Here is a 23,984-nt window from a genome sequence, read left to right as displayed (position 1 = left end):
GGTCAGTCCCGGGTGCCCGGCCGGTCGATGTGCACGTTCGTCGACTTCACCCGGGCCGTGGCCATGACCCCGACCGCCAGGCCGAGTTCGTCCACCGACTCGCGGCTGATCAGGGACACCAGCCGGTGCGGCCCCGACTGGATCTCGACCTGCGCCACCACGTCGTCGGCCGTCACCGCGACGACGATTCCGGCGAAGGAGTTCCGGACCGACGTCAGCACCTCCCCGGGTACCGGATGCAGCCCGGCGGCACGCTCCATGGCGAAACCCGCGAGGCTCACACCGTCGATCACCCGGTTTCCCGAGCCGCCCCGGTCCATGGCGAGGTGGCCGCCGTCGGCCCAGCGGCGGACGGTCTCGGGACTGACGGCCAGCAGCTCCGCGGCCTGGCCAATGCTGTACGAGGGCACTTGCGCACTCTAGGGCCTCTCGGTTGGATCATGCTGGGCTCGCGACTGATCCAGACGAAAGGCCTTACGCCTCTGCGTTCGGATCACGCGCCGGGCGGCTCCCGCCGGACGCACCGGCCCGCAGCCCGTCCATCACGAGGTCCAGCAGCCGGCCGGCGCGCGGCTGCCAGTCGCTGTGCGGGTCGATCTGCCAGAGCCCGGCGATGGCGAGCAGGAAGTCCTCGGCGGTCAGCCCCGGACGGATGGTGCCTGCCCTCTCGTTGGCGTCCAGCAGGAGCGTGACCGCCCCGGTCACCGGGCCGTGGCCCAGCCTGGCCAGGCCGCCCTGCCGGCTGACCGTCATGCGCAGCGCCTCGGCCAGACCGGCCTTGGCCATGGCGAACTGCGCGAGCCGGTCCATCCACTCGCGCAGGGCCCGGTCGGGATCGTGGGTGAGGAGCAACTGGGCCGCGGAGCCGGCCACCTGCTGCATCTCGTAGCGGTAGACCTCCAGGACGAGCGCCTCCCGGTTGGGGAAGTTGCGGTAGAACGTCCCCTGCCCGACGCCGGCCTTCTTGGCGATCACGCTCACCGGTGCGTCCGCGGCCAGTGTCAGCTCGGCCAGCGCGACTTCCAGGATGCGTTCGCGATTGCGCTGTGCGTCCGGACGCAGCGGGGCGCTCTTACCGTCCTGCACACGTCCTCCTTCCGGGCCTGCGGCCGTGGCCGCCCTTGATAACCGGACAGCTGTCCACTAGGTTTGATCACTGGCGGACAGCTGTCCGCTTAGCCTTACCTTAGCGCCAATTCAAGCCAGTTCGGCCGACCGGTGTCCCGTCCTCACCTGCGCGATCGGCCCCGTATCTCCGCCCTCTCCCCCTCCCGGACCGTCCGCCGGGACACGTCTCGTTCGACGACGCGCATCAGCAACGCGAAAGAAGGCTGATCATGGCCCCATCGACGTCCAGTGCGATCACCCTGAACATCAATGGCGAAAAGTACACGCTGCCTGTCGACCATCGCACCACCCTGCTCGACGCCCTGCGCGAGCGTCTCGATCTGACCGGCACCAAGAAGGGCTGCGACCAGGGGCAGTGCGGTGCCTGCACGGTGCTGCTCGACGGACGCAGAGCCGTGTCCTGCCTGCAACTCGCGGTCGCGGCCGAGGGGCGCGAGATCACCACCATCGAAGGCGTCGCCGACGGGGACCGGCTGCACCCGGTCCAGCAGGCCTTCCTCGACCTCGACGGCTACCAGTGCGGCTACTGCACCCCGGGCCAGATCTGCTCCGCCCTCGCGGTGATCGAGGAACACGCGGCGGGCTGGCCGAGCGCCGTCACCGACGACGTCCGGCCGGAAGCGGGAGTGCCCGCGCTCACCGCCGAGGAGATCCGCGAGCGGATGAGCGGCAACCTCTGCCGCTGCGGCGCCTACGTGTCGATCGTACGAGCGGTCGCGAGCGCCGCGGCGGCCTCCGCCGACGGGGTCAAGGAGCCGGTCGCATGAGGGAATTCGGCTACGAGCGCGTCTTCGACGTCTCCGGGGCAATCGCGGTGCTCGGCACCGACCCGCAGGCTCGCTTTCTCGGCGGCGGCACCAACCTGGTGGACCTGATGAAGGCCGGTGTGGAGCGCCCGGCGCTCCTCGTCGACGTCCAGGAACTGCCGCTGGACACGATCGAGTTCACCCCGGAGGGCGGCCTGCGCATCGGTGCGACCGTCACCAACAGCGACCTCGCCGCCCACCCCGAGGTGCGGCGGCACTACCCGGCGCTGGCGCAGGCGCTCCTGGCCGGCGCCTCCGGACAGCTGCGCAACATGGCCACCGTCGGCGGGAACCTGCTCCAGCGGACCCGCTGCGGCTACTTCACCGACCTCGCCAAGCCGTGCAACAAGCGGGTTCCGGGCAGCGGTTGCCCGGCCGTCGCGGGCGAGCACCACAACCACGCGATCCTCGGCGCGTCCGAACACTGCGTGGCCACCCACCCCTCGGACATGGCCGTCGCGCTCGCCGCGTTCGACGCCGTCGTCTCCTACGAGACGGCCGACGGGCCCGGCGAACTGCCGATCGCCCGGTTCTACCTGCCGGTGGGCGGCACCCCGCACATCGAGACCGCCCTGCCGCCGGGCGCCCTCGTCACCGGAGTCACTCTGCCGCCGGCCGCCGTCGCCGCGCACTCCCGGTACCGCAAGGTGCGCGAACGCGCCTCTTACGCCTTCGCGGTCGGCTCCGTCGCCGCCGCGCTCGACGTCCGGGACGGCGTCGTGGCCGAGGTGCGCCTCGCGTTCGGGGCGGTCGCGTCCCGGCCGTGGCGGGCCCGCGCCGCCGAGCGGGCGCTGACCGGCGGACCGGCGAGCGCCGAGGCGTTCGCCTCGGCCGCGGACGCCGAGCTGGCAGCGGCCGAGGTGCTCCCGGAGAACGGGTACAAGGTGACACTGATCCGCAACCTGGTGGTGGCCGTGCTGAGCGAACTCGCCGAGGAGGCAGCCCGATGACCACGACGACCGACAGCGCGGCGTTCACCGGGGCCGTCGGCTCGGGCCGAACCCGGGTGGAGGGCCACGACAAGGTCACCGGAGCCGCCCGCTACGCGGGTGAGATCCCCTTCGCGGACCTCGCCCACGGCTGGCTGGTGCTCTCGACGGTGGCCCGCGGCCGGATCCGCGAGGTGCGGGACGCCGAGGTACTGGCCATGCCCGGAGTCCTCACGGTCCTGCACCACGGGAACGCGCCGCGCGTCGACACCGACTACGTCGGCATGCTGGGACGGCCCAACCCGGTCGTCGGCCTCTTCCAGCACGACCGGGTGCCCTTCGTGGGCTGGCCGGTGGCGATGGTCGTGGCCGAGACGTCCGAACAGGCCCGGGAGGCGGCAGAGGCGCTGGTCGTCCGCTACGACGAGGAGGAGCCGCACGACGTGGCGTTCTTCGCCGGACACTCCGGTGCCTACGTCCCGCCGAGCGGCGTGATGGCCGAGGCCGAGACGTCCAAGGGCGATCTGGAGGCCGAGCTGGCAGCGGCCGCCTTCGTCGTGGACGAGGACTACACCACGCCCGAGGAACACCACAGCTCGATGGAGCCGCACGCGGCGACGGCCCGCTGGGACGACGGCCGGCTCGACGTCGTCGACTCCAACCAGGGCAGCTCCTGGGTGGCCGCCGAGCTCGCACTGGTCTTCTCCCTCGACCCGTCAGCCGTCCGGGTGCGCTCCGAGCACATCGGAGGGGCCTTCGGCTCGAAGGGCCTGAGTCCCCATCAGGTGGCTGCGGTGATGGGCGCGACCGTCCTCCAGCGTCCCGTACGCGTCGTGCTGACCCGGCGCCAGATGTTCTCGCTGGTGGGGTTCCGCAGCCCCACGGCGCAGCGCGTCAGGCTCGGCGCCGACGCGGACGGCCGGCTGCGCGCGTTCGACCACCGGGCACAGAGCCTGACGTCGACCGTGCACGAGTTCGTCGAGACGAGCGCCGTGCTGGGGCGGGTCCTGTACGACGCCGACGCGCACCGTACCGGGCACACGCTGGTACGGCTCGACGTGCCGTCCCCGACGTGGATGCGCGCACCGGGCGAGGCGCCGGGGTCCTTCGCCGTCGAATCGGCGCTCGACGAACTGGCCGAGAAGTGCGGCGTGGACCCGGTCGCGCTGCGCATCCGCAACGACACCGCGGTGGGGCCCGTGTCGGGGCTGCCGTTCAGCAGCCGCAACCTGGTGGCCTGTTTCGAGGAGGGCGCCCGCAGGTTCGGCTGGGCGGACCGCGACCCGCGACCCGGTGTGCGCCGCGAGGGCCGCTGGCTGCTCGGGACCGGAACAGCCGCGGCCACCTACCCCTCGGGGGTCAGCCCCTCCACCGCCGCCGTGACCGCGGAGCAGGACGGCGGCTTCACCGTGCGGATCAACGCGGCGGACATCGGGACGGGTGCCAGGACCGCGATGACGCTGGTCGCCGCGGACGCCCTGGAGGTGTCCCCGGACCGGGTCCTGGTGCGGATCGGCGACAGCGATCTGGGCTCGGCGATGATCGCCGGCGGCTCGATGGGCACCCGCTCCTGGGCCTGGGCGGTCATGCTGGCGGCCCGCGAACTGCGGGAGCGGCTGGCCCTGGGCGGGGGTATTCCGCCGGAGGGGATCACCGCGAGGTCGAACACCGCCGAGGTCATCGGCACCCTCCCGCAGCTGGAACGGCACTCCTTCGGTGCGCAGTTCGCCGAGGCGGCCGTGGACGTCACCACCGGCGAGGTGCGGGTGCGCAGGCTGCTCGGCATCTACGCCGCGGGCACCATCGTCAATCCGCTGACCGCCCGCAGCCAGTTCATCGGCGGAATGACCTGGGGGCTGTCGATGGCCCTGCACGAGGAGGCGATCAGGGACCAGGCCTCCGGCGGCCACGTCGGGGCTGACCTCGCCGGCTACCACTTCGCCTCGCACGCCGATGTGCCGGTCATCGAGGCGGACTGGGTGGACGACCAGGTGCCCGGCGACCCCATCGGGATCAAGGGCATCGGCGAGATCGGAGTCGTCGGCGTCGCCGCGGCGATCGCCAACGCGGTGTGGCACGCCACCGGCGTCCGCCACCGGGAACTGCCGATCCGGCCCGACCGCGTCCTGCGCGCGGCGCAGGAGGCCCCGCGCGTCTGACCCGGCGGACCCCGGGGGCGGCGTGACCCGACAGGGCCCACGCCGCCCCCGGCCGTACCGGCTGCCGCGCCGGGGTCAGAACTTCCGCAGGGTGACCGAGCCGCCGGGCCGCAGTTCCACCCGCCGGGTCACGCCCTGCCAGCTCACCTCGGTGGTGCGGCCGCCGACACTGCGGATCCGCGCCTCGCGCACCTTCCCGTCGCGCCAGCTCAGGTCCACCACGAAGCCGCCGCGCGCGCCCAGTCCGGTGACCGAGCCCGAACCCGCCCACGCCGCCGGCAGGGCGGGCAGCAGCTCGATGTGGCCGGGCCGCGAGTAGAGGAGCATCTCGATCATGGCCGTCGGCGTACCGAAGTTGGCGTCGATCTGGAAGATCCCCCGGTCCGGCTCGGCCTGGTAGATGTCGAACAGGTTCATCGCGGAGCCGTTGCTGCTGCTGACCGAGGGCCGCAGGTTGTTGACGACGAGCTGGTAGGCGTTGTCGGCGTTCTTCAGCCGTGCCCAGCACATCGCACGCCAGGCATTGGCCCAGCCGAAGTTCTCCATGCCGCGGGCCTCCAGCAGCGCGGTGGCCCCCGCCAGCAGCTCGTCGGAGACCGCGCCCGGCCGGATCCGGTCCCCGGGGAAGAGGCTGATCAGCGGCGACAGATGGCGGTGTGTCGTCTCGCCCAGGTTGTCCGGGGACATCCACTCCTGGAGCCAGCCGGTCTTGGGGCTGACCTCGGGCAGGTACAGCCGCTCGCGCATCCTCGCCACCGCCGCGCCGTACCGCGCGTCGCGGCCGAGCAGCGCGCACGCCTCCTCGAAGTGCAGGAAGAGGTCCCGGACCACCTCCTGGGCGTAGGTGTTGCCCTTCGCGTCCTGCGGCCCGTGCTCCGGGGACCAGTCGCTGTCCGCGATCAGGACCTCCCGCCGTTCGCCCGTCGCGGCATCGGTGACGGTCGTGGTCAGCAGCCGCGCCTCCCAGAACTCGCAGGCACCCTTCAGCATCGGGAAGATGCGCGCCACGTGCGACCGGTCCTGGGTGAACTCGTAGTGCTCCCAGAGGGAGTTGCACAGCCAGGCGTTGCCCGCCGGGTGCCACCACCAGCCGAGACCGCCGTGGATGTTCGTGGAGAACGCCACGGTCCAGCCGGCGACCTTGCCACTGGAGTTGCGGAAGCGGTTGGCCGGGTCCTGGAAGTGACTGCCGGTCACCTCGGTCCAGGACGGGAGCTGCGCGAGACAGTAGTCCGTTAGCGCGTCGAAGCAGGGGGACAGCCCCGCGCGGTCGGCCATCCAGTAGTTCATCTGGATGTTGATGTCGGTGTGGTAATCACCCATCCAGTCGGGGTCGTTGCCGTCCAGCCAGAGGCCCTGGAGGGCGACCGGCAGCCCGCCCCGTGACCCGGAGATCATGAGGTACCGGCCGAACTGGAGGTACAGGGCCTCCAGTTCCGGATCGGGATCGCCCTGTGCGGTACGGGCCCGCAGCCGCTCCCAGGTGTCCAGGGAACGCTGCTGCGGCGTCGAGGCCCCCAGATCCAGGGCCATGCGGTCGAACAGGCCCCGGTGGTCGGCCACATGGGTGTGCAGCAGATCGGTGGCGGAGACGGCGGCCGCGTTGCGGGCCTTGGTGCGTGCGAGGGCGAGCGGGTCGAGCCCCGGGTCGCGGTAGCCCTCGGCCGCGTCGGGGGCGTAGTCGGTCCCGCCGCTGATCACCACGGTGAGGTCGGCGCACCGGGTGAAGGTGATCCGGCCGCCGTCCGTGGACACCTTGCCGCTGCGGCTCTGCGCCAGGACGACCGCCCCGTAGCGCAGCCCGTTGTCGAACGAGTCCGCCAGGGACAGCTCCGCACCGCGCCCGTCCGCCGAGGTGGTCTCGCCGTGCGTGCCCTCCAGCGCGAGCGTGCCGGTGTAGTGGCCGCCGCCGCGCTGGGTGAACCGGATGACCACGACGTCGTCCGGCCTGCTGGCGAAGACGCTGCGCTCGTACGTCACACCGGAGCGGGTGTAGTGGGAGGTGATGACGCCCTGGGCCAGGTCGAGGCCCCGGCGGTAGCCGGACACCGCGGACAGCTCGTGGTCCGGGATGTCGACCGTCACGTTGCCCAGCAGCGTGAAGCTTCCGAAGTCCGCACGTCCGTAAGGGAACTGGCCGTCCGCGTCCAGCTCGTCGTTGATCCCGCCGGTCCACAGGGTGGCGTCGGTGATGTGCAGCAGCTCGCGGGCGGGGTCGTTGCCGACGAGCGCGCCGAGCCGGCCGTTGCCCACCGGGAGGGCCTGCCCGATCATCGAGTCGGCGGATGCGGGGGCCCGGTACCACAGCTCGGTGGCCCGGCCGGGTGAGCGCGGCGGGGCCGCGGCGGGCCGCTCGGGGGCCGGCGCGGCGGCGAAGGCGGGCAGCGCGCCCAGGGCGGTGGCCGAACCGACGGCGGCTGCGAGCGTGAGCAGACGGCGGCGGCTGGGGTGTTCGGGACCGGGCTGCGCGGGCAGCTGCGGGTGCGGGTGCTGGTCGTTCACGGTGACTCCATTCCGGTGCGGATGACGGGCGGGGAGAAGCGCTGGGGCGGCTCGGGGCAGCGCCGGGCGTCAGCTCCGCTTGGGTACGTCGATCCGGTCGATGTCGGGCGAGTAGCCCGAGGCGCCGCTGTCGAAGGTGACGGTGTTGCGGCCGGCCCTGAGCGTGACGGGGACGCTGATGGTCCCGGCCGCGCCCCAGCCCCCGCTGGACGGGAAGATCCTCTTCGTGGCCGGCTTCCCGTTGGCCGAGACCTCGACGGACCGCTCGTCACCGGAGGTGTAGGCCACGTTGACGTAGTACGTTCCGGCCCGCGCCGCCTCGATGTTCCCGAAGCCCAGCGAGCCGCCCTCGTAGAGGTTGCCGACCTTCTTGCCGCCGGAGCAGTCGTCGCAGTCGGCGACCTCGGCGTGGCCGGAGAGCGTGTTGGCCGGGGACTCCGCCTCGTACGCCGTGGTCCGCAGCCCGGAGCCGTGCGGGGTGACGGTGAACAGCCGCGAACCGTGTGCGGGCAGGGCCTCGGTGATGGCGTCCTTGTGCTGTCCCAGGTTCTCCTTGTTCCACAGGTCGCGCACGGAGGCCTTGCCGCTGAAGCCGAGGGCCGACCAGCGGGCCGTCACCGGGGCGGGCGACGAGCCGAGGTTGAACAGCGCCACGGTGTAGCTGCCGTCGGTGTTCCTGGCCGCCCAGACCTGCTCGTCGCCCGCCGTCGTGACGGGGTGGGCCGGGGCGCCCGGCTGCTGGTTGACCCGGAGCACTTCGCGGTTGGTCAGCAGCGAGATGCCGTACGCGTCCAGCTTCGTCAGGTCGTCACCCGAGTAGAGCGGCGACTTGGCGATGGACCACAGCGTCATGTAGCTCTGCCGCTCGGCCTTCGTCAGTCCGTCCATCTCGCCGTTGCCGACGTCGATCGCGTCCAGGTCGTTCCAGCCGCCCGGACCCGCGTGCCGGGTCCAGGCGGGGGTGTCGCGCCAGCGGGCCTTGACCGAGCTGTCCCACGTCACCAGCGTCTCGCAGTAGCACTCCACGTCGGTGTCCACCCGCCAGCCGTCGGAGTTCTCCTTCCAGCTGTCGGCGTAGTCGACATCCAGCGACCAGGAGATCTCCAGGTGGACGGGGCGTCCGGCGCGCGCGATGGCCTTCTTCCAGGCGGCGACGTCCGCCCGGTTGTCGTAGTTGTCACCGCTCTTGAAGGAACCCGGGCCGACACCGTCGAGCTTGAGGAAGTCGTATCCCCAGTCGGCGATCAACTGGGCCTGGGAGTCGATGTACTTCTGGGCGCACGGCCGCGAGAAGTCGATCTTGTAGGAGCTGTCCCAGCCGTTCGTCGTGCGCAGATCGCTGTGGACGATGTCCCCGGTGGTGCAGCCCGGTGCGTTCCAGACCGGCAGCTTGCCGTCGCCGTACCCCTCCTTCTCCAGGCCGACCGGCAGGTAGATGCCGGCCTTGAGGCCCTTGCGGTGGAGATCGTCGGCGACCGGCTTCATTCCGCGCGGGAAACGTTCCGGGTCGGCCTGCTGGCGCCCGTGGCCGTCGAACTCCGGCGTCCAGTCCTGGTCGCGCCACCAGCCCGCGTCGATGTTGATGTACTCGTAGCCGAACCGCTTCAGCTTGGCGGCCATGGCGTCGGCCTGCTTGAGGACGTTCGCCTCGGTGAGGTAGCTGTACTGGCCGGTGGGGTTGAGGCCGGGGTACGAGCTGGTCTGCATCGACCAGCTGCTCCACCCCATGAACGGCTTTCGGGCCTGGCCCTGTTGGGCGGCGGGCGCCGGCGCGGCGGCCGCCGCCGTGGCCGGGGCGGTGTCGGGAGCGGCCTGCGCCGGAGGTACGGCGACGGCGACGGCGGCCGTGACGGCGAGGACCATCGCGGCGCGCGCGGCTCGTCTCGTGGTGCGGGCGGGGGAGGGCATGCGGGTGGTCTCCTGCTCTGGTCGGAGGGGGCGGTGAGGGAGAGGGGACAGGTCGGTGTTGGGTGCGGTGGCCGCGTACCGGAGGGCTCGTGGCCGGTCCGCCGTGCGCCCTTCAGCGCCGGCGGCCCCGGGAGGCGCCGCTCCTGGACGGTCCCGGTGTGCGGGCCTGCTCGGTCATCGCTGCTCCTGGAAGGTGTCGGGTCCGATGAAGGTCTGGATGGCGGTGGCCGCTGCGCCGCGCGCCCACTCCTCGAACGGCAGCGGGCGGGTGATCACCTCGCACCGCGCGGCCGTACTGAAAACGGTGGCGGCGAACGCGTCCCGGATCTGTGAGGCGAACTGGTCGTACGCGGCCAGCCCCTCGCCGGAGATGATCACGCGCTCGGGACCGAGCAGATTGGCGACCGCCCCGATGGCCCTGCCGATCGCGGCCCCGGCGCGGGCGAAGGCCTCGCGGGCCACCGGGTCCCCGGCCCTGGCCAGTTCCAGCGCGTGCGCCGGTCCGCCGACGGGCCGCCCCGTCCGCTCCTGGATGCTGCGCGCGATGGCGGAGTCCGAGGCGATCGCCTCGACACAGCCCCGGTTGCCGCAGTGGCAGAGCGGCCCGTCCGGGTCGATGGACAGATGGCCGATCTCACCGGCCACCCCGTGCGCCCCGGCCACCACCCGGCCGTGGACCACCAGTCCGCAGCCGATCCCGGCCCCCACCGTGACCAGCGCGAATCCGGAGCGCCCGGCCCCCGCGCCGAACCACTGCTCCGCCACGGTCAGGGCCCGGACGTCGTTGTCCACGGTGACGGGCAGACCGGTCGCCGCCCGCGCCGCCCCGGCCAGGCCGACCTCGCGCCAGCCCAGGAACGGGGAGTAGCGGACCACGCCCGCGGCCCGGTCCACATCGCCGGAGACCGCCACGGCCAGTCCGCGCACTCCGACGCCGAACCGCCTTGCCTCGATGAGCAGTTCGCCGGTGAGGGCTGCGATGACCGAGATCACCGAGGCGGGCGAGCGCTCGGACAGCGGCACATGGCGGGCCACCCTGATCCGGCAGCAGAGGTCCGTGAGCACCGCGATGACCTCGTCAGCGGTCACCTTGACCCCGATGAACAGGGCGCGCCCGCCGTTGACCCGGACCGGGTTGGCCGGCCGCCCGACCGTCGCGGGCGCGGCGCCGTCGCTCTCCTCGACGAAGTATCCGGTCGCCATCAACGGGCGTACGGCCTTGGTCACGGCCGCCGACGACAGCCCGGTCCTGCGCGCGATCTCCACCCGGGAGAGCGGCCCCTGGGACAGGGCTGTGGTGAACACCAGAGAGGCAGCCGGCGTGGGTGCCGGGAACGTCTCGACGAGGTTGGTCGATGACATGGCCGGAAACGTAGGGGAGTTAATTTCCTCTGTCAAGAAAAAAAGTCAACCTCGACAAGGTGCTGCGGCGGCGCCCCTGGCCGGCTGCGCCCGGTGCGCCGCCGGGCAGTTGGCCGAGTAGTCATCGCCGCGAAATCCCCCGTACCCGGCAGGACTTCAGGGTTCCCCGAGTATCGCCATGGGCATGACATCGCTTGGTTCGGCCCGACCCTTTCGACCAGGAGGAACCAGTGAAGAACAGACGACGGATCCGCAACGTGCCCCTCGTGCTGGCCGCGGCGGGGGTGTTGGTCCTGGCGTCGCCGGGCAGCGCCTTCGCCGACGTGCCGGGCGCGCTGCCGGCCAACGCGGACGGGCTGGAACAGACCTTCCAGCCGGCGTACGACTACGACGGCGACGGCTGCTATCCGACCCCCGCCATCGGCCCGGACGGCACCATAGCCCCCGGGCTGAAGACCACCGGAGCCGTCAACGGCAGCTGTCACGACTCCTGGGACCTGGACAACACCAACGGCTACGCGCGCTCCAAGTGCAACAACGGCTGGTGCGCCATCATTTACGGCCTCTACTTCGAGAAGGACCAGGCCGTGGCCGGAAGCGGCCTCGGCGGGCACCGCCACGACTGGGAGCACGTCGTGGTCTGGGTGCGGGACAACGAGGCGAAGTACGTCTCCACCTCGGCGCACGGCGGGTTCAGTGTCTACAGCCGGGACCAGATCCAGTGGGACGGCACCCACCCCAAGGCCGTCTACCACAAGGACGGGATCGGGACGCACTGCTTCCGTCCCGCGACCTCGGGCGACGAGCCGCCCGAGAACCACTACCACCAGTGGCAGTTCCCCGACCTCGTCGGCTGGAACGGATATCCCGAGGGCCTGCGGGACAAGCTGGTTCAGGCCGACTTCGGCAGCGCCGTCTTCGGCCTGAAGGACGGGAACCTCGCCGGGCACCTGCAGAAGGCGATGCCCGCCGGAATCCCCTTCGACCCCAACGCCTGACGGGGCCGGGCGTGAGCGGTCCGGCGGGGCGCGGCGGCGCAGGTCAGCGCCGCCCCGTCCCGCCGGACCGGCCGGGCAGCGGTGCGAAGAGGCGGTGGGCCGCCATCGCCGCGCCACCGCGCGCCCAGGTCTCGAACGGCAGCGGCCGCACCAGGAGTTCGCACCCGGCTGCGGCGCCGAAGGCCTGGGCGCCGAACGCCCGCCGGATCTCGTCGGAGAACAGGTCGTAGGCCGCCACGCCCTCGCCGGAGATGATGATGCGCTCCGGGCCGATGAGGTTGGCCACCGAGGCGATCGCCAGCCCCAGCGCCCGCCCCGCCCGGGTGAAGACGTCGCGCGCGGCGGCGTCCCCGGACCGGGCCAGGCGCACGGCGCCGGTGAGCGAGAGGGCCGCGTCGCCCGTCTGCTCCCGCACCTGGTCGACGATGGCCTGGGTGGACGCGACGGCCTCGACGCAGCCGGTGTTGCCGCAGGTGCAGACCCGGTCCGTGCCGCCGACGGGCAGATGTCCCAGTTCGCCGGAGACCCCGAACGCGCCCGAGACCACCCGCCCGTGGACGGACATCCCGCATCCCACCCCGGCGCCGACGGTGACCAGGGCGAACGAGGAGAGCCCGACCCCGGCGCCGAACCACTGCTCGGCGACCGTGAGCGCCCGTACGTCGTTGTCGATCACCGTCGCGATGCCGGTGGCCTCCTCGACCAGGGCGGCGAGCCGGACGCCGTGCCAGTCGAGGAAGGGCGAGTAGCGCACCGTGCCGCCGGGGCCGTCCACATCGCCGGAGACCGTCACGCCGACGCTGTGCACCGCAGGGCCGGCCCCGCCCGCCCCCTTTCCGGCCCGTCCGGAGAGCGAGCCGGCCAGCCGGGCGACGGCCGCGACCACCGTGCCGACGTCCCGCGAGCGCAGCGGGATCCGCTGGGTGGCAAGGGGGGTGGCCGTGAGGTCGACGAGCATGCCGATGAGCTCGTCCGAGGTGATCTTGATGCCGATGAACCCGGCCCGCTCGGGACGCACCGCCACCAGCGTGGCCGGGCGGCCGGGCTGCCGTTCGCCGGCCGGCCCGAGCTCGGTGATCCAGCCGTCGTCGAGTAGGGGCGCCGAGACCTTGGTGACGGCCCCCGAGGAGAGGCCGGTACGGCGTCCGAGCTCCGCCCGGGTCAACGGCCCCTGGGTCAGCAGGGCCTGGAGGACGAGGGCAGCGGACGGCGGCTGCCGGGAGAGGTTCACCCCGTGGAGATTACCTTCTGCCCGAAAGCAAGGGAGGCGGGACCGGGGGCGTGAAACGCCCAGGAACAGGGAAATGACCTTGGGCCTATGCAGAATATATTGACGATGGAAGGAAACTCTCGTTACTGTCGCCGCGCTCTCGAGAGGACATGCCATGACCCGCACCACCACCCGGATCGCGCACCTGCGGGCGGCCGGGGTGAGCTTCGTCGTCGAACTCCGCGCTCCGCTGCCCCGTGTCCTGCACTGGGGCGAGGATCTCGGTGAGCTGTCCGGCGAGGGTCTCGCGGCCCTCGGGCTGACCGCCGACGCCGCCGCGCTCAACAACTCGCTCGACGAACCCAGGCAGTTCACCGTGTGGCCCACCGAGGCCGACGGCTGGCTCGGCACCCCGGCCCAGCAGGGCCACCGCGCCGGCACGGCCACCGCGCCCAGGGTCGTGATGACCGGAGCCGAGGAACGCCCCGGCGAACTGCTCATCGCCCTCCACGACACGGACGCCGCCCTCGACATCACCCTCACCTACCGGCTGGACCCCTCCGGTGTCCTGGGCGTGCGCACCAGCCTCTCGTGCCCGGCCGGACCCGCACCCGGCCCCGCCGCAGGGCCGGGCGCGGACCCCGTTGCCGACGCCGTCCCGTACGACCTCGCCGCCACCACCGCGCTGCTCCCGCTGCCGAACCGCGCCCAGGAGATCCTGGACTTCACCGGGAAGTGGTGCCGCGAACGCACCCCGCAGCGCGGCCGGCTGGCGTTCGCCGGACATGTCCGTGAGGTGCGCCGGGGCAAGCCGGGGCTGGACGCCCCGCACCTCCTGACCGTGGGGGTGCCCGGATTCGGGTTCCGCACCGGTGAGGTCTGGGCCCTGCACGTGGGCTGGAGCGGCAACCAGCGCTGGCTCGCCGAGCGACTGCCCGAGGGCGCGGGGGTGCACGGGGGAGTCCTCGGCGGCGGCGAACTGCTGGTGCCCGGCGAGATCCGGCTGGCCCCGGGCGACCGGTACACCTCGCCCGAATGCTTCTTCGCCTGGTCCGGGGAGGGCCTGGACGGGCTGGCCGGCCGCTTCCACACGATGCTCCGCGCCCGGCCGGGCCATCCGTCCACACCTCGGCCGCTGACCCTGAACACCTGGGAGGCGGTGTACTTCGACCACCGCCCCGAGCGGCTGCTCGCGCTGGCCGACGACGCCGCAGCCGTCGGGGTGGAGCGCCTGGTCCTGGACGACGGCTGGTTCCTCGGCCGCCGGGACGACACGGCGGGGCTCGGTGACTGGACGGTGGACCCGCAGGTGTGGCCCGAGGGGCTGACGCCGCTGGCGGACCGGGTGCACGCGCACGGGATGCAGTTCGGGCTCTGGGTCGAACCGGAGATGGTGAACCTCGACTCGCGGATGGCCCGCGAGCACCCCGAGTGGATTCTCGGTCCGTCCGCCGGTGTGGGCCCGAGCTCCCGGCACCAGTACGTGGTCAACGTCGCCGACGAGCACGCCTTCGCCCACCTGCTGGAGCGGCTGGACGCCCTCGTGAACGAGTACGGCATCGACTACCTCAAGTGGGACCACAACCGGGAGCTGCACGAAGCGGTGCGGCGCGGCGCGCACGGCGCCGACCGGCCCGGCGTGCACGCCCAGACGGCGGCCCTGTACCGGCTGATGGACGCGCTCAGGGCGCGCCACCCCGCGCTGGAGATCGAGTCGTGCTCCAGCGGCGGCGGCCGCGTGGACCTCGGCGTGCTCGCCCGGACGGACCGGGTCTGGGCGTCCGACTGCAACGACCCGGTGGAGCGCCAGGCCATCCAGCGCTGGACCGGGCAGCTGCTGCCGCCCGAGCTGGTCGGCGCCCACGTCGGGGGTCCGCGCAGCCATACGACGGGGCGGGTCACCGATGACTCCTTCCGGTTGATCACCGCGTTGTTCGGCCACGCGGGCATCGAGGACGACCTGACGGCGCGCACCCCGGAGCAACGCGTGGCGCTGGGCCGGTGGGCGGCGCTCTACAAGGAGCTGCGCGGGCTCCTGCACAGCGGACGGGTGGTCAGGGCGGACCTCGACGACGAGGCGACCCAGCTGCACGGCGTGGTCGCGCCGGACGCCGGTTCCGCGCTGTACTGCTGGACGCGCACGGAGACGTCCGTGCCCGGTCAGTCCGGCCGGGTCCGGCTGCCCGGCCTCACCCCGGGCCGTCCCTACCGGGTCCGGATCCGTACGGAGGCGGGGCTGCCCGCCCTCCACCAGGTCGCCAGCCCGCCGTGGTGCACGGCGGCGCTCGACGGCTGGGTCCCGGTGCCGGGCGCCGTGCTGACCGGCGCCGGGCTGCCGATGCCGACGCTCAACCCGGGGCAGGCGCTGCTGATCGAGGTCGCGGCGCAGGTGTCCGGGGGCTGACCGGTGGCGCACCGGTCCGGCGCGCGCAGGACCGGTGCACCACCGGGTGGGGTCACGGGCTCGCGGCGTCGTAGCCGTAGCGCAGCGGCCCCTCGCCCGGGGGCAGGCCGAGCCGGTACACGTACAGGGCCTCGGCCCGGACGCCGCCCGGTGCGGCCTCCACCTCGCAGGGGCGGGTGATCTGCAGGATCGTCGGCCGGTCGGTGACGCGCAGGCGCAGGCCGTGGGCGGGGCCCCCGACGAGCACCGCGTGCTCCTCGCGTGTCGTGCAATCGGTATCCATGCCCATACTTTAACGGTTGCGCAATGGAAGGAGTCTTTACCTTCGCTCCTTCCGGTCCCCGGCCGCTGCCGCCGGGTCCGCCGAGGCCCCGGACGCGATGCCGAAGGCCGGCTCGGGTACCTCCGTCGGGCTGATGAGGGTGGAGGGCCTGCCGTCCGTGCCGACCGGGACGTCTCCGTCGACGGTCACGCGGCGCAGCTTGCGCTCGTGGGTGTCCGAGTCGTCCACTCCGTAGTGCTGGGTGGCGCGGTTGTCCCAGATGGCCACGTCACCGGCCTGCCACTGCCAGCGCACGGTGTTCTCCGGGCGCTCGATGTGGGACTGGAACAGCTCGACGAGAGCCCGCGAGTCGCGGCCGGTCAGTCCGCTGATGCGCTGGACGAAGTTGCCCAGGAGCAGCACCCGTTCGCCCGTCTCGGGGTGGACGCGGACCACCGGGTGCTCGGTGAGGAACTTCGTCGAGGTGAACACCTTCTGGTACTGGGCGAGCGCCTCGGGCAGCGCGTCCGGGCGCACCGAGATGTAGTCGTAGTCGTTGGAGTGGACGGCCCGCAGGCTGTCGGCCAGGGTGCGCAGCTGCTCGGGCAGCCCGGCGTACGCGGCGGCGGTGTTGGACCACAGCGTGTTGCCGCCGTAGGGCGGGACGGTGACCGCGCGCAGGATGGAGAAGGCCGGATAGGCGGGTACGAAGGTGACGTCGGTGTGCCACTGGTTGGCCCGGCCGCCGTGGTCGGAGTCGATGCCGAGCGAGTAGCGGCCGTCGGCCGAGGGGACGGTCGGGTGGGCGACCGGGGTGCCGAGCAGCCTGCCGAACGCCTCGTGGCTGTCCTCGTCCAGGTGGTCCTGGCCCCGGAAGAAGACGACCTTGTTGGCCAGGAGCGCGGCCCGCACGGCCGTGACCGTGCCCGGGTCCAGATCGCCCCCGAGGCGTACCCCGGAGATGACGGCGCCGATGCGGCCGCCGACCTTCTGGACCGTGACGGTGGTGGGGGCGGGAGCTGTGGTTGCCGAGGACATCGCGGGATTCCTTTCGATGGGCACGCCCGTCCGGGCGGGGAGACGCCCGCTGTCGGACGCGGCGGGGCCGGGTGCGGATACGTGGGAGGCGTGGAGCCGCAGGAAGCGGGGCTCCGTGCGACGGGGGTCGCTCAGGCAGCGCTACAGCGGCCCGGACACCCGGGCCGCGGTGCGGTGCGGCCGACGCGCGGGGCGGGCCGCGTATCGGCAGTGACCGTCGCGAACATGTTCCGGAGACTCGCAGCGCCCGCCGGGTACGTCAACCACGCACCGGCTCCCCGCAGGGTGCCCGCGCGCGGCCCGCCACCCAGCCGGGCGGACGCCGTCAAACCGCGTCTGACCTGCGGTTCACGGCCCGCTCCCGACCACCCGCTCCCGACCACCCGCGACCGGGTGCGAGGGCCCGCGCGATTTCACGCCGCCGTAATGTCGCGCCCGCCCCGCGCCGCCCGCCCCGGGCTTCCATCGATTGGCGGGGGCCGACGGGCAGGGCTAATCTCGTGTGAGTGAACGTATGCGTTCACTCAACGGCTTGAGTCTGCAAGCGATCCCATGACGGAATCCCACGCGACACCCCGGCACGCTGCCGAATCCCCGAAGGGGGCACACGGCAGCGGGATCGCCCTACTCGTCATCTGCTCCTGCCAGTTGATGGTGGTCCTCGACATCACCATCGTGAACATCGCCCTTCCGCACATCCAGACCGCGCTGGGCTTCTCCACCGAGAACCTCTCCTGGGTGGTCAACGCCTACACGCTGACGTTCGGCGGACTGCTGCTGCTGGGCGGGCGGCTCGGTGACATCCTCGGCCGCCGCAGAGTCTTCATGTTCGGCGTCGTGCTCTTCGCCTTCGCCTCGCTGCTCGGCGGTCTCTCTCAGGAATCCTGGCAGTTGCTCGCGGCGCGTTCGCTCCAGGGCGTCGGCGGCGCCATCGCCTCGCCGACCGCGCTCTCACTGATCACCACCACCTTCCGCGAGGGGCCCGACCGCAACCGGGCGTTCGGTGTCTTCGCCGCCGTCTCGGCAGGCGGCAGCGCCATCGGGCTGCTGGCCGGCGGACTGCTGGTGGAGTGGCTCGACTGGCGGTGGATCTTCTTCGTCAACGTCCCCATCGGGCTGCTGATCGTGCTCGCCACACCCCGCTTCATCCGGGAGTCCGAACGACACCCGGGCCACTTCGACGTCGTGGGCGCGCTGACGGCCACGGTGGGCATGGTGCTGCTCGTCTACGGCTTCATCCGCGCGTCCGAGGAGGGCTGGAGCGACAGCCTGACCCTGGGAGCCTTCGCCGCCGCCGTCGTACTGCTCGCCCTGTTCATCGCCATCGAGGGACGGTCGAGGCAGCCCATCACGCCGCTGTGGATGTTCCGCGACCGCAACCGCGCGGGTGTGTACGGGATGATGCTGTGCCTGTCCGCCGCGATGTTCGGAATGTTCTTCTTCCTGACCCTCTTCGTGCAGAACATCCTGAGTTTCAGCCCGCTCCGGGCCGGCCTGGCCTTCCTGCCGGTCAGCGCGATCATCGCCGTGGGAGCCGGCTTCACCTCCAGACTGCTGCCCAGATGGGGGCCGAAACCCTTCATGGTGACGGGATCCCTCCTGTGCGCCGCGGGGCTCGGCTGGCTGACGCAGGCGGACGCGGACAGTACGTACCTGGGCAGTCTGCTCGGACCGGTGCTCGTGTTCGGGCTCGGCATGGGGCTGCAGTTCGTGTCGCTGACGCTGATGGCCGTGTCCGGTGTGGAGTCGCGGGAGGCGGGCGCGGCGTCCGGCATCCTCAACACCATGCAGCAGGTGGGCGGTTCGCTCGGCCTGTCCATCCTGGTCACGGTCTTCGGTACGGCCAGCCGCGACGAGGCCACCCATCAGGTCCCGCGCTTCCTGTCGCAGGCGACCCCCGCCGAGGCGGCCCAGTTCCGCAGGACCGGTCAGCTGCCCGGCCCCTGGGGCGAGCAGGTGCTGGTGACGGGCATCTCCAGGGCCTTCGTCACCGCCGTCGTGTTCGCCGTCGTGGCCGCGCTGATCGCCCTGATCATCGTCAAGGTGCGCCCCTCGGACATCGAGCGCCTGCGAGGCGGCGGAGCGGCGATGCCCGGAGCGGCGGATGCCGGTGACGCCCCGCAGGAAGCGGTCGCCCCGGGCCGTCCGGACCCCGCGCGGCAGCCGCCGCGGCCGGGCGGCCAGGATCCCCCCGATCCAGGATGACGCCTCCCGTCCCCTGACGCACGCGCGCACTTCGCCGCGCCACTACGCCTCACGCGCCGCCGAATCCGCCTCGTGCCCCGCCGAACCGTCCTCGCGGGTCCAGGAAGAGCGAGGTGACCAGCACCGAGCCTCCTCGCGGATCCGCGTCGACAGGAAGACGTTGTAGTCGATGCCGAGGGCCACCAGGAACACGAAGACGAACAGTGGGAGGTCCGTCGGCTCGCCCGCGTAGCCGAAGACGAAGCGGAAGGCCGGCGCGCCGATGCCGAGCGCCGCCGCGAACGACAGCACCACCGTCGTGATCAGCGGCAACGGGGCTGTCCGGCGGCGCGGCGGGTGCCGGGCCCCGGGCGCCCGGCGGTGTACCGGGCGCCCGGGCGGCGCAGCCGTCAGCTCTTTACGGTGAACCCCGCGCGCAGCAGTGCCTCGTCGCGCGAGGACGGGCCGACGAGCAGTTCGAACGCGCCGGGCTCGACGACGCGGTTGCCCGCGGCGTCCACCAGGCTGCACTCCGCGACCGGCAGCTCGATGGCCACCTCGCGCGACTCGCCGGGTCCGAGGGTGATCTGGCGGTAGGCCTTGAGCTCCTTCTCGGCCCACGTCACCGACGTGACGGTGTCGCTCACGTACGCCTGCACGGTCTCCCGCACCGGCCGGTCGCCGGTGTTGCTGACCAGGACCCGGGCCCGCAGGATGTCGTCCGCGCCGAGGGCCTCGGTCAGCACCGTCAGACCGCTGTACTCGACACTCGTGTAGCTCAGGCCCTCACCGAACACGAACGCCGGACTCTGCGTCAGGTCGGCGTAGCGGGAGCCGTGCTGGCCGCGCACCTGGTTGTAGTACGTCGGCTGCTGGCCCGAGTGCCGGGCGAAGGAGACGGGCAGCCGGCCGGAGGGCTCGATGAGGCCGAGCGCCAGCTCCGCCACGGCCCGGCCGCCGAGCATGCCCGGGTTGAAGGCGTGCACGATCGCCGCCGCGCTGTGCGCGGAGGGCGGCAGCACGAGCGGCTTGGAGCTGATGACGACCACCACGAGCGGCTTGCCCGTCGCGGCCAGCGCGTCGAGCAGCGCGACCTGGCCGCCGATCAGCTCCAGGGTCGCGGTCGAGCGACCCTCACCGATCAGCTCGATGCGGTCGCCGACGACCGCGACGACGTAGTCGGCGGCCTCCGCCGCGGCGACGGCCTCGCTGATCAGCGCCTCGGAGGGCTCCGAGGGGACGACGACCTCCGGCCGGGGCTGCCCGTCGGGGAAGAACGCGCCCAGCGGGTCCGGTCCCACCGTGAGGATGTCGGCCCCGCGCGCGTGGGTGACGGTCCAGCCGTCCGGCACGTGCTCCCGGAATCCGTCCAGGACGGTGCGGATCATGTCGCGCGGATGGCCGTCCGGCAGCCAGTCCGCCTGGCCGGAGGAACCCGCCCAGTCGCCGAGCTGGGTCTGGGCGTCGTCGGCGTTGGGCCCGATGACCGCGACCGTGCGGGGCCCGGCGCCGGCCGGCGCGAGCGCGCGTCCGTCCGCCCCGGCCGTGAGACCGCCGGCCAGCGGCAGCGTGCCGTCGTTGGTGAGGAGCACCAGCGTGCGGCGGGCCGCTTCGAGGTTCACGTCCGCGTGCCCGGCGCTCCCGATGACCGCGGTCTGCTGAGCGCGGTCCGGGTGGCGCGGGTTCTCGAACAGGCCCAGCTCGAACTTGAGCGTGAGGATCCGGCGGACCGCCGCGTCGATCTCCGCCTCGTCGAGCGTGCCGCCCGCGACCGCCTCCTGCGCACCCTCGAAGAAGTCCGGCGTCGTCATCACCATGTCGTTGCCCGCGCGGACCGCCGCGGCGGCCGCCTGCGCGTGATCGGCGTAGACCCGCTGCTCCCACACCATGCGGCCGACGTTGTCCCAGTCGGTCACCAGCGTTCCGGTGTAGCCCCACTCACCGCGCAGCACCTCGTTCAGCAGCCAGTTGTTGACCGTGATCGGGACGCCGTCCATCGACTGGTACCCGAGCATGAACGTCCGGCAGCCCTCCTTGGCGACCCGCTCGAACGGCGGCAGGAACCACGAACGGAGCTTGCGCCGCGAGATGTCGGCCTCGCTCGCGTCCCGGCCGCCCTGGGTCTCGGAGTAGCCGGCGAAGTGCTTGGCGCACGCCAGGATCGCCGTCGGGTCGTCGAGACCGTCCCCCTGGTACCCGCGCACCATCGCGGAGGCGAGCTCACCGATGAGGAAGGGGTCCTCGCCGAACGTCTCGCTCACCCGGCCCCAGCGCAGGTCCCGGGTGATGCACAGGACCGGCGAGAACGTCCAGTGCACGCCGGTCGCGGCGACCTCGACGGCCGTCGCCCGCGCGATCCGCTCGACGAGTTCCGGGTCCCAGCTCGCGGCCATGCCGAGCTGGGTGGGGAAGATCGTGGCGCCTTCCCAGAACGAGTGACCGTGGATGCAGTCCTCGGCGACGAGCAGCGGAATGCGCAGCCGGGTCCGCTCGGTGAGGGCGGCGGCCTCCAGGACGCGTTCGGGGGAGGCGTGCAGGATCGAGCCCGCGTGCATGTCCTCGATGAGGTGGCGGACGCCTTCCTTCGCGTTCAACTGGAGCATCTGGCCGACCTTCTCGGGCAGCGTCATCCGCCCGGCCAGATCGGCGACGCGCTCGGAGACGGACAGCGCGGGGTCGAGATAGGGCAGTGAGGAGCCCACAGGAGTTCCTTTCACAACGTCGGTGACGTTCTCGTCGGGCGGATGCCCCGGGTGGCGGAAGGACCGGCCGGCCCAACTCGGCCACCCGGTCCCACCGTACGCCGAATCCCGACCGGGTGGTAAGTATGTGGGTATGCAACTGTACTCATTGACGCCGTCACGGACGGCCGGGGAGAGTGGCACATGACCGCCGACACACGTCGTGGCTACGCCAAGGGCCGGGCCAAACGCGTGGAGATCCTTGACCAGGCCATGGCCATGTTCGGTGAGGTCGGTTACCGGGGCGCGTCGTTGCGGGTGATCGCCACCCGCTGCGGGATCTCGCATCCCGGACTGCTGCACCACTTCCCGACCAAGCAGTCGCTGCTGCTCGCGGTGCTGGAACACCGCGACGAGGTGGACGCCGAATGGCTGGCCGTCGGCAGCCCGAAGGGCGTGGGCCGGCTGCGGCGGCTCGCCGACCTCGCCACGCTGAACGCCGAACGCCGGGGCATCGTCGAGCTGTTCTCCGTACTCGCGGCCGAGGCGACCTCCGCCGACCACCCGGCGCACGCCTACTTCGTGGAGCGCTACCGCACCTCGGTGCTCTCCACGGCCGTCTCCTACCGGGAGGCACAGGAAGAGGGCGCGCTGCGTCCCGGGATCGAGCCCGACGAGGCGGCGCAGCAGCTGATCGCGATGATGGACGGACTCCAGGTGCAGTGGCTCATCAGCGGCTGCGTGACGGACATGGCGGGCGTGCTGCGCGCCCATGTGCAGGCGCAGTTGACCGTGGCGCTGTGAAACAGGGAGCCCGTGCCGCCCGGAGGCGGCACGGGCGGGATCAGGCTTCCGGCGAACCGCTGCGGCCGGCCGCGAGCAGGGCGTCGCGGCCGATGAGGGCGGTCGAGCCGGGTGCCGTGCAGGCGTGGGCCCCCGCCACCGCACCCAGCCGGGCGCATGCGCGGTCGTCCCGGCCGTCGAGCCTCCCGAACAGGAAGCCGGTGACGAACGCGTCGCCGGCCCCGTTGGTGTCCACGACCGGTGCGGACGGCACGGTGGCCGGTACGTGGTACGGGTCCGGCCCGCCGTCGCGGGTGAGCAGATAGGAGCCCTCGGCGCCCGCCGTGGCCACCACCGTGCTCGCACGGCCCTCGCGCAGGATCCGCCGCATCAGCTCGGGGGCGCGGTCGCCCGTCGTCGCCGCGCTGAAGAAGACCAGATCGGAGCGGAGGGCGAACTCCCGCTGGTGCTCGGCGAGTCCGTCCCAGTCGTGCAGATCCGTGGAGACGGGGACCCCGAGGGCCTCGATGTCGTCGTACAGGAACCGGGTGAAGTGCATGATGGACAGGTGGACATGGCGGGCCCGCCGCAGCCGGGGCAGGTAGAAGTCCCTCGGCATCCGCAGGTCCTCCGGGTCCCGGGCGTCGTAGAACGACATCCGCCGGCCCTTCGCGTCCACCAGGTTCACCGCGCGCCGGGTGCCCGCCGGGGAGATCACCGGATGGAACTCCACGTCCCCCTCGGCCAGCCGCTCGCGCACCAGGGCGCCGACCGGATCGTCACCGATGCAGTCGAGCAGGGCCACGTCCAGACCGAGCGCCCGCGCACCGAGCGCCACATTGCCCCCGGTCTGCCCGGCCCACTCCTCGATCGGGCCGACCATGACGGAATCGGCGAGCGGGACCGGCAGGGCGTCGACGCGGACGATCGTGTCCACCCCGCTGCCGCCCACCACCACAACGTCGTATCCGGGCTGTTGTCGTATCACTGTGCCGCCTCTCTCATCCCGCCGAGGTCAGTATGGCGAACCGGCCGGGGGCGCCGGGGCCGTTCTCTGCGAGCGGTCCGCCGGCCCGCTGCCTATGATCGACCGGGGGCCCTGGACCTGATCTGTGGAGGCTTTTCGATGCTGTCGGTGCTCGAACCGCGAGACATTCCTCCGCGCCTGGCCACTGGCGCGTTCATCCTGAACTCCGGCCTGGGCAAGCTCAAGGCCGACGAGGAGACCGCGCAGAACCTGCACGGCATGGCCTGCACCGCCTACCCCTTCCTCGACCGGATCGAGGCCGGGCGGTTCACCCGACTGCTCGCCTGGTCCGAGATCACGGTCGGCAGCGCGCTGCTGGTCCCCGTCGTGCCGACCCGGCTCGCCGGACTGGCGCTGACCGGGTTCTCCGGCGGGCTGCTCGGCCTGTATCTGCGGGTCCCCGGAATGCGGGAGCAGGGCAGCCTGCGCCCCAGCCAGGCCGGCGTGCCGCTGGCCAAGGACGCCTGGATGTTCGGCATCGGTCTCGGCTTCCTCGGCGCGGGAGCGCGCCGGTGCGCCACTCCGGGCCGCCGTTGCCGCCGGCACCGCAGGTGCGGCCGCTGAACCACCCGGCAGCGGAAGGTGGCACGCATCCGGTGCCAC

Annotated in this window: 18 protein-coding genes and 1 pseudogene; 8 read left to right on the top strand and 11 right to left on the bottom strand. The window is 72.3% G+C overall.

The window, feature by feature from the left end:
• Nucleotides 1-2 precede the first annotated feature (2 nt).
• Entirely contained in the window at nt 3-410 is a 408-nt protein-coding gene (locus tag EDD93_RS34310) for a molybdopterin-binding protein (protein WP_123530044.1), read from the bottom strand.
• A 64-nt stretch (nt 411-474) separates the two neighbouring features.
• Nucleotides 475-1,086, bottom strand: a complete 612-nt coding sequence (locus EDD93_RS34305; RefSeq protein ID WP_123530042.1) for a TetR/AcrR family transcriptional regulator — start codon at nt 1,084-1,086, stop codon at nt 475-477.
• A gap of 251 nt (nt 1,087-1,337) precedes the next feature.
• On the opposite strand from EDD93_RS34305, the gene EDD93_RS34300 reads away from it, so the two are divergent.
• The 3 genes from EDD93_RS34300 to EDD93_RS34290 are packed head-to-tail and all read left to right on the top strand — an operon-like array spanning nt 1,338 to nt 5,022.
• Nucleotides 1,338-1,895, top strand: a complete 558-nt coding sequence (locus EDD93_RS34300; RefSeq protein WP_123530040.1) for a (2Fe-2S)-binding protein — start codon at nt 1,338-1,340, stop codon at nt 1,893-1,895.
• Nucleotides 1,892-2,884, top strand: coding sequence for a xanthine dehydrogenase family protein subunit M (locus EDD93_RS34295; RefSeq protein ID WP_123530038.1), 993 nt, complete (start codon nt 1,892-1,894; stop codon nt 2,882-2,884). The genes EDD93_RS34300 and EDD93_RS34295 overlap by 4 nt, the downstream gene beginning before the upstream one ends.
• A complete protein-coding gene (locus EDD93_RS34290; protein ID WP_123530036.1) occupies nt 2,881-5,022 on the top strand; it encodes a xanthine dehydrogenase family protein molybdopterin-binding subunit in 2,142 nt (713 codons plus the stop codon). The genes EDD93_RS34295 and EDD93_RS34290 overlap by 4 nt, the downstream gene beginning before the upstream one ends.
• A 75-nt stretch (nt 5,023-5,097) precedes the next feature.
• Here the strand turns inward: EDD93_RS34290 and EDD93_RS34285 are convergent, their stop codons facing one another.
• From EDD93_RS34285 to EDD93_RS34275, 3 genes are all read right to left on the bottom strand, one after another.
• Nucleotides 5,098-7,524, bottom strand: coding sequence for a glycoside hydrolase family 95 protein (locus EDD93_RS34285; protein WP_260256084.1), 2,427 nt, complete (start codon nt 7,522-7,524; stop codon nt 5,098-5,100).
• A gap of 69 nt (nt 7,525-7,593) precedes the next feature.
• Nucleotides 7,594-9,432 carry a carbohydrate-binding protein gene (locus EDD93_RS34280; RefSeq protein WP_123530034.1) on the bottom strand — a complete coding sequence of 613 codons (1,839 nt, stop codon included), beginning with the start codon at nt 9,430-9,432 and terminating at the stop codon, nt 7,594-7,596.
• 174 nt (nt 9,433-9,606) lie between these two features.
• Nucleotides 9,607-10,794 (bottom strand): ROK family transcriptional regulator, encoded by a 1,188-nt coding sequence (locus EDD93_RS34275; protein WP_123530032.1) that lies wholly within the window; start codon nt 10,792-10,794, stop codon nt 9,607-9,609.
• A 230-nt stretch (nt 10,795-11,024) separates the two neighbouring features.
• Between EDD93_RS34275 and EDD93_RS34270 the strand changes: the two genes are divergently transcribed.
• The gene (locus EDD93_RS34270) at nt 11,025-11,792 is read left to right on the top strand and encodes an NPP1 family protein (protein WP_123530030.1); all 768 of its coding nucleotides are present in this window, start codon (nt 11,025-11,027) and stop codon (nt 11,790-11,792) included.
• 43 nt (nt 11,793-11,835) lie between these two features.
• Here EDD93_RS34270 and EDD93_RS34265 read toward each other — a convergent pair whose 3' ends face one another.
• Entirely contained in the window at nt 11,836-13,023 is a 1,188-nt protein-coding gene (locus EDD93_RS34265; protein ID WP_123530028.1) for an ROK family transcriptional regulator, read from the bottom strand.
• Nucleotides 13,024-13,177: 154 nt separating this feature from the next.
• Here EDD93_RS34265 and EDD93_RS34260 point away from each other — a divergent pair, with 154 nt between their 5' ends.
• Nucleotides 13,178-15,406, top strand: a complete 2,229-nt coding sequence (locus tag EDD93_RS34260) for an alpha-galactosidase (protein WP_123530026.1) — start codon at nt 13,178-13,180, stop codon at nt 15,404-15,406.
• A gap of 52 nt (nt 15,407-15,458) precedes the next feature.
• On the opposite strand, the gene EDD93_RS34255 is transcribed toward EDD93_RS34260, so the two are convergent.
• A complete protein-coding gene (locus EDD93_RS34255; protein WP_123531588.1) occupies nt 15,459-15,689 on the bottom strand; it encodes a hypothetical protein in 231 nt (76 codons plus the stop codon).
• A gap of 36 nt (nt 15,690-15,725) precedes the next feature.
• Nucleotides 15,726-16,706: a TauD/TfdA family dioxygenase gene (locus EDD93_RS34250; RefSeq protein ID WP_123530024.1), complete on the bottom strand. Its 981-nt coding sequence runs from the start codon at nt 16,704-16,706 to the stop codon at nt 15,726-15,728.
• 552 nt (nt 16,707-17,258) lie between these two features.
• Between EDD93_RS34250 and EDD93_RS34245 the strand changes: the two genes are divergently transcribed.
• A complete protein-coding gene (locus EDD93_RS34245) occupies nt 17,259-18,911 on the top strand; it encodes an MFS transporter (RefSeq protein WP_123530022.1) in 1,653 nt (550 codons plus the stop codon).
• A gap of 126 nt (nt 18,912-19,037) precedes the next feature.
• Here EDD93_RS34245 and EDD93_RS34240 read toward each other — a convergent pair.
• A pseudogene (locus EDD93_RS34240) lies at nt 19,038-19,241 on the bottom strand (MMPL family transporter); the annotation flags it as partial.
• A 59-nt stretch (nt 19,242-19,300) separates the two neighbouring features.
• Nucleotides 19,301-21,592 (bottom strand): glycoside hydrolase family 3 N-terminal domain-containing protein, encoded by a 2,292-nt coding sequence (locus EDD93_RS34235; protein ID WP_123530020.1) that lies wholly within the window; start codon nt 21,590-21,592, stop codon nt 19,301-19,303.
• A 183-nt stretch (nt 21,593-21,775) separates the two neighbouring features.
• On the opposite strand from EDD93_RS34235, the gene EDD93_RS34230 reads away from it, so the two are divergent.
• Nucleotides 21,776-22,375, top strand: a complete 600-nt coding sequence (locus EDD93_RS34230) for a TetR/AcrR family transcriptional regulator (RefSeq protein WP_123530018.1) — start codon at nt 21,776-21,778, stop codon at nt 22,373-22,375.
• A 40-nt stretch (nt 22,376-22,415) separates the two neighbouring features.
• Here EDD93_RS34230 and EDD93_RS34225 read toward each other — a convergent pair whose 3' ends face one another.
• Complete coding sequence (locus EDD93_RS34225; RefSeq protein WP_185092654.1) at nt 22,416-23,312, bottom strand: carbohydrate kinase family protein; 897 nt, start codon at nt 23,310-23,312, stop codon at nt 22,416-22,418.
• Nucleotides 23,313-23,480: 168 nt separating this feature from the next.
• Here EDD93_RS34225 and EDD93_RS34220 point away from each other — a divergent pair, with 168 nt between their 5' ends.
• On the top strand, nt 23,481-23,945 hold the full coding sequence (locus EDD93_RS34220; RefSeq protein WP_123530014.1) for a hypothetical protein: 465 nt from the start codon (nt 23,481-23,483) through the stop codon (nt 23,943-23,945).
• Nucleotides 23,946-23,984 lie beyond the last annotated feature (39 nt).

The sequence above is a fragment of the Streptomyces sp. 840.1 genome (genome assembly GCF_003751445.1).
Lineage (GTDB): Bacteria > Actinomycetota > Actinomycetes > Streptomycetales > Streptomycetaceae > Streptomyces.
This window is presented reverse-complemented; position numbering and strand designations above follow the sequence as displayed.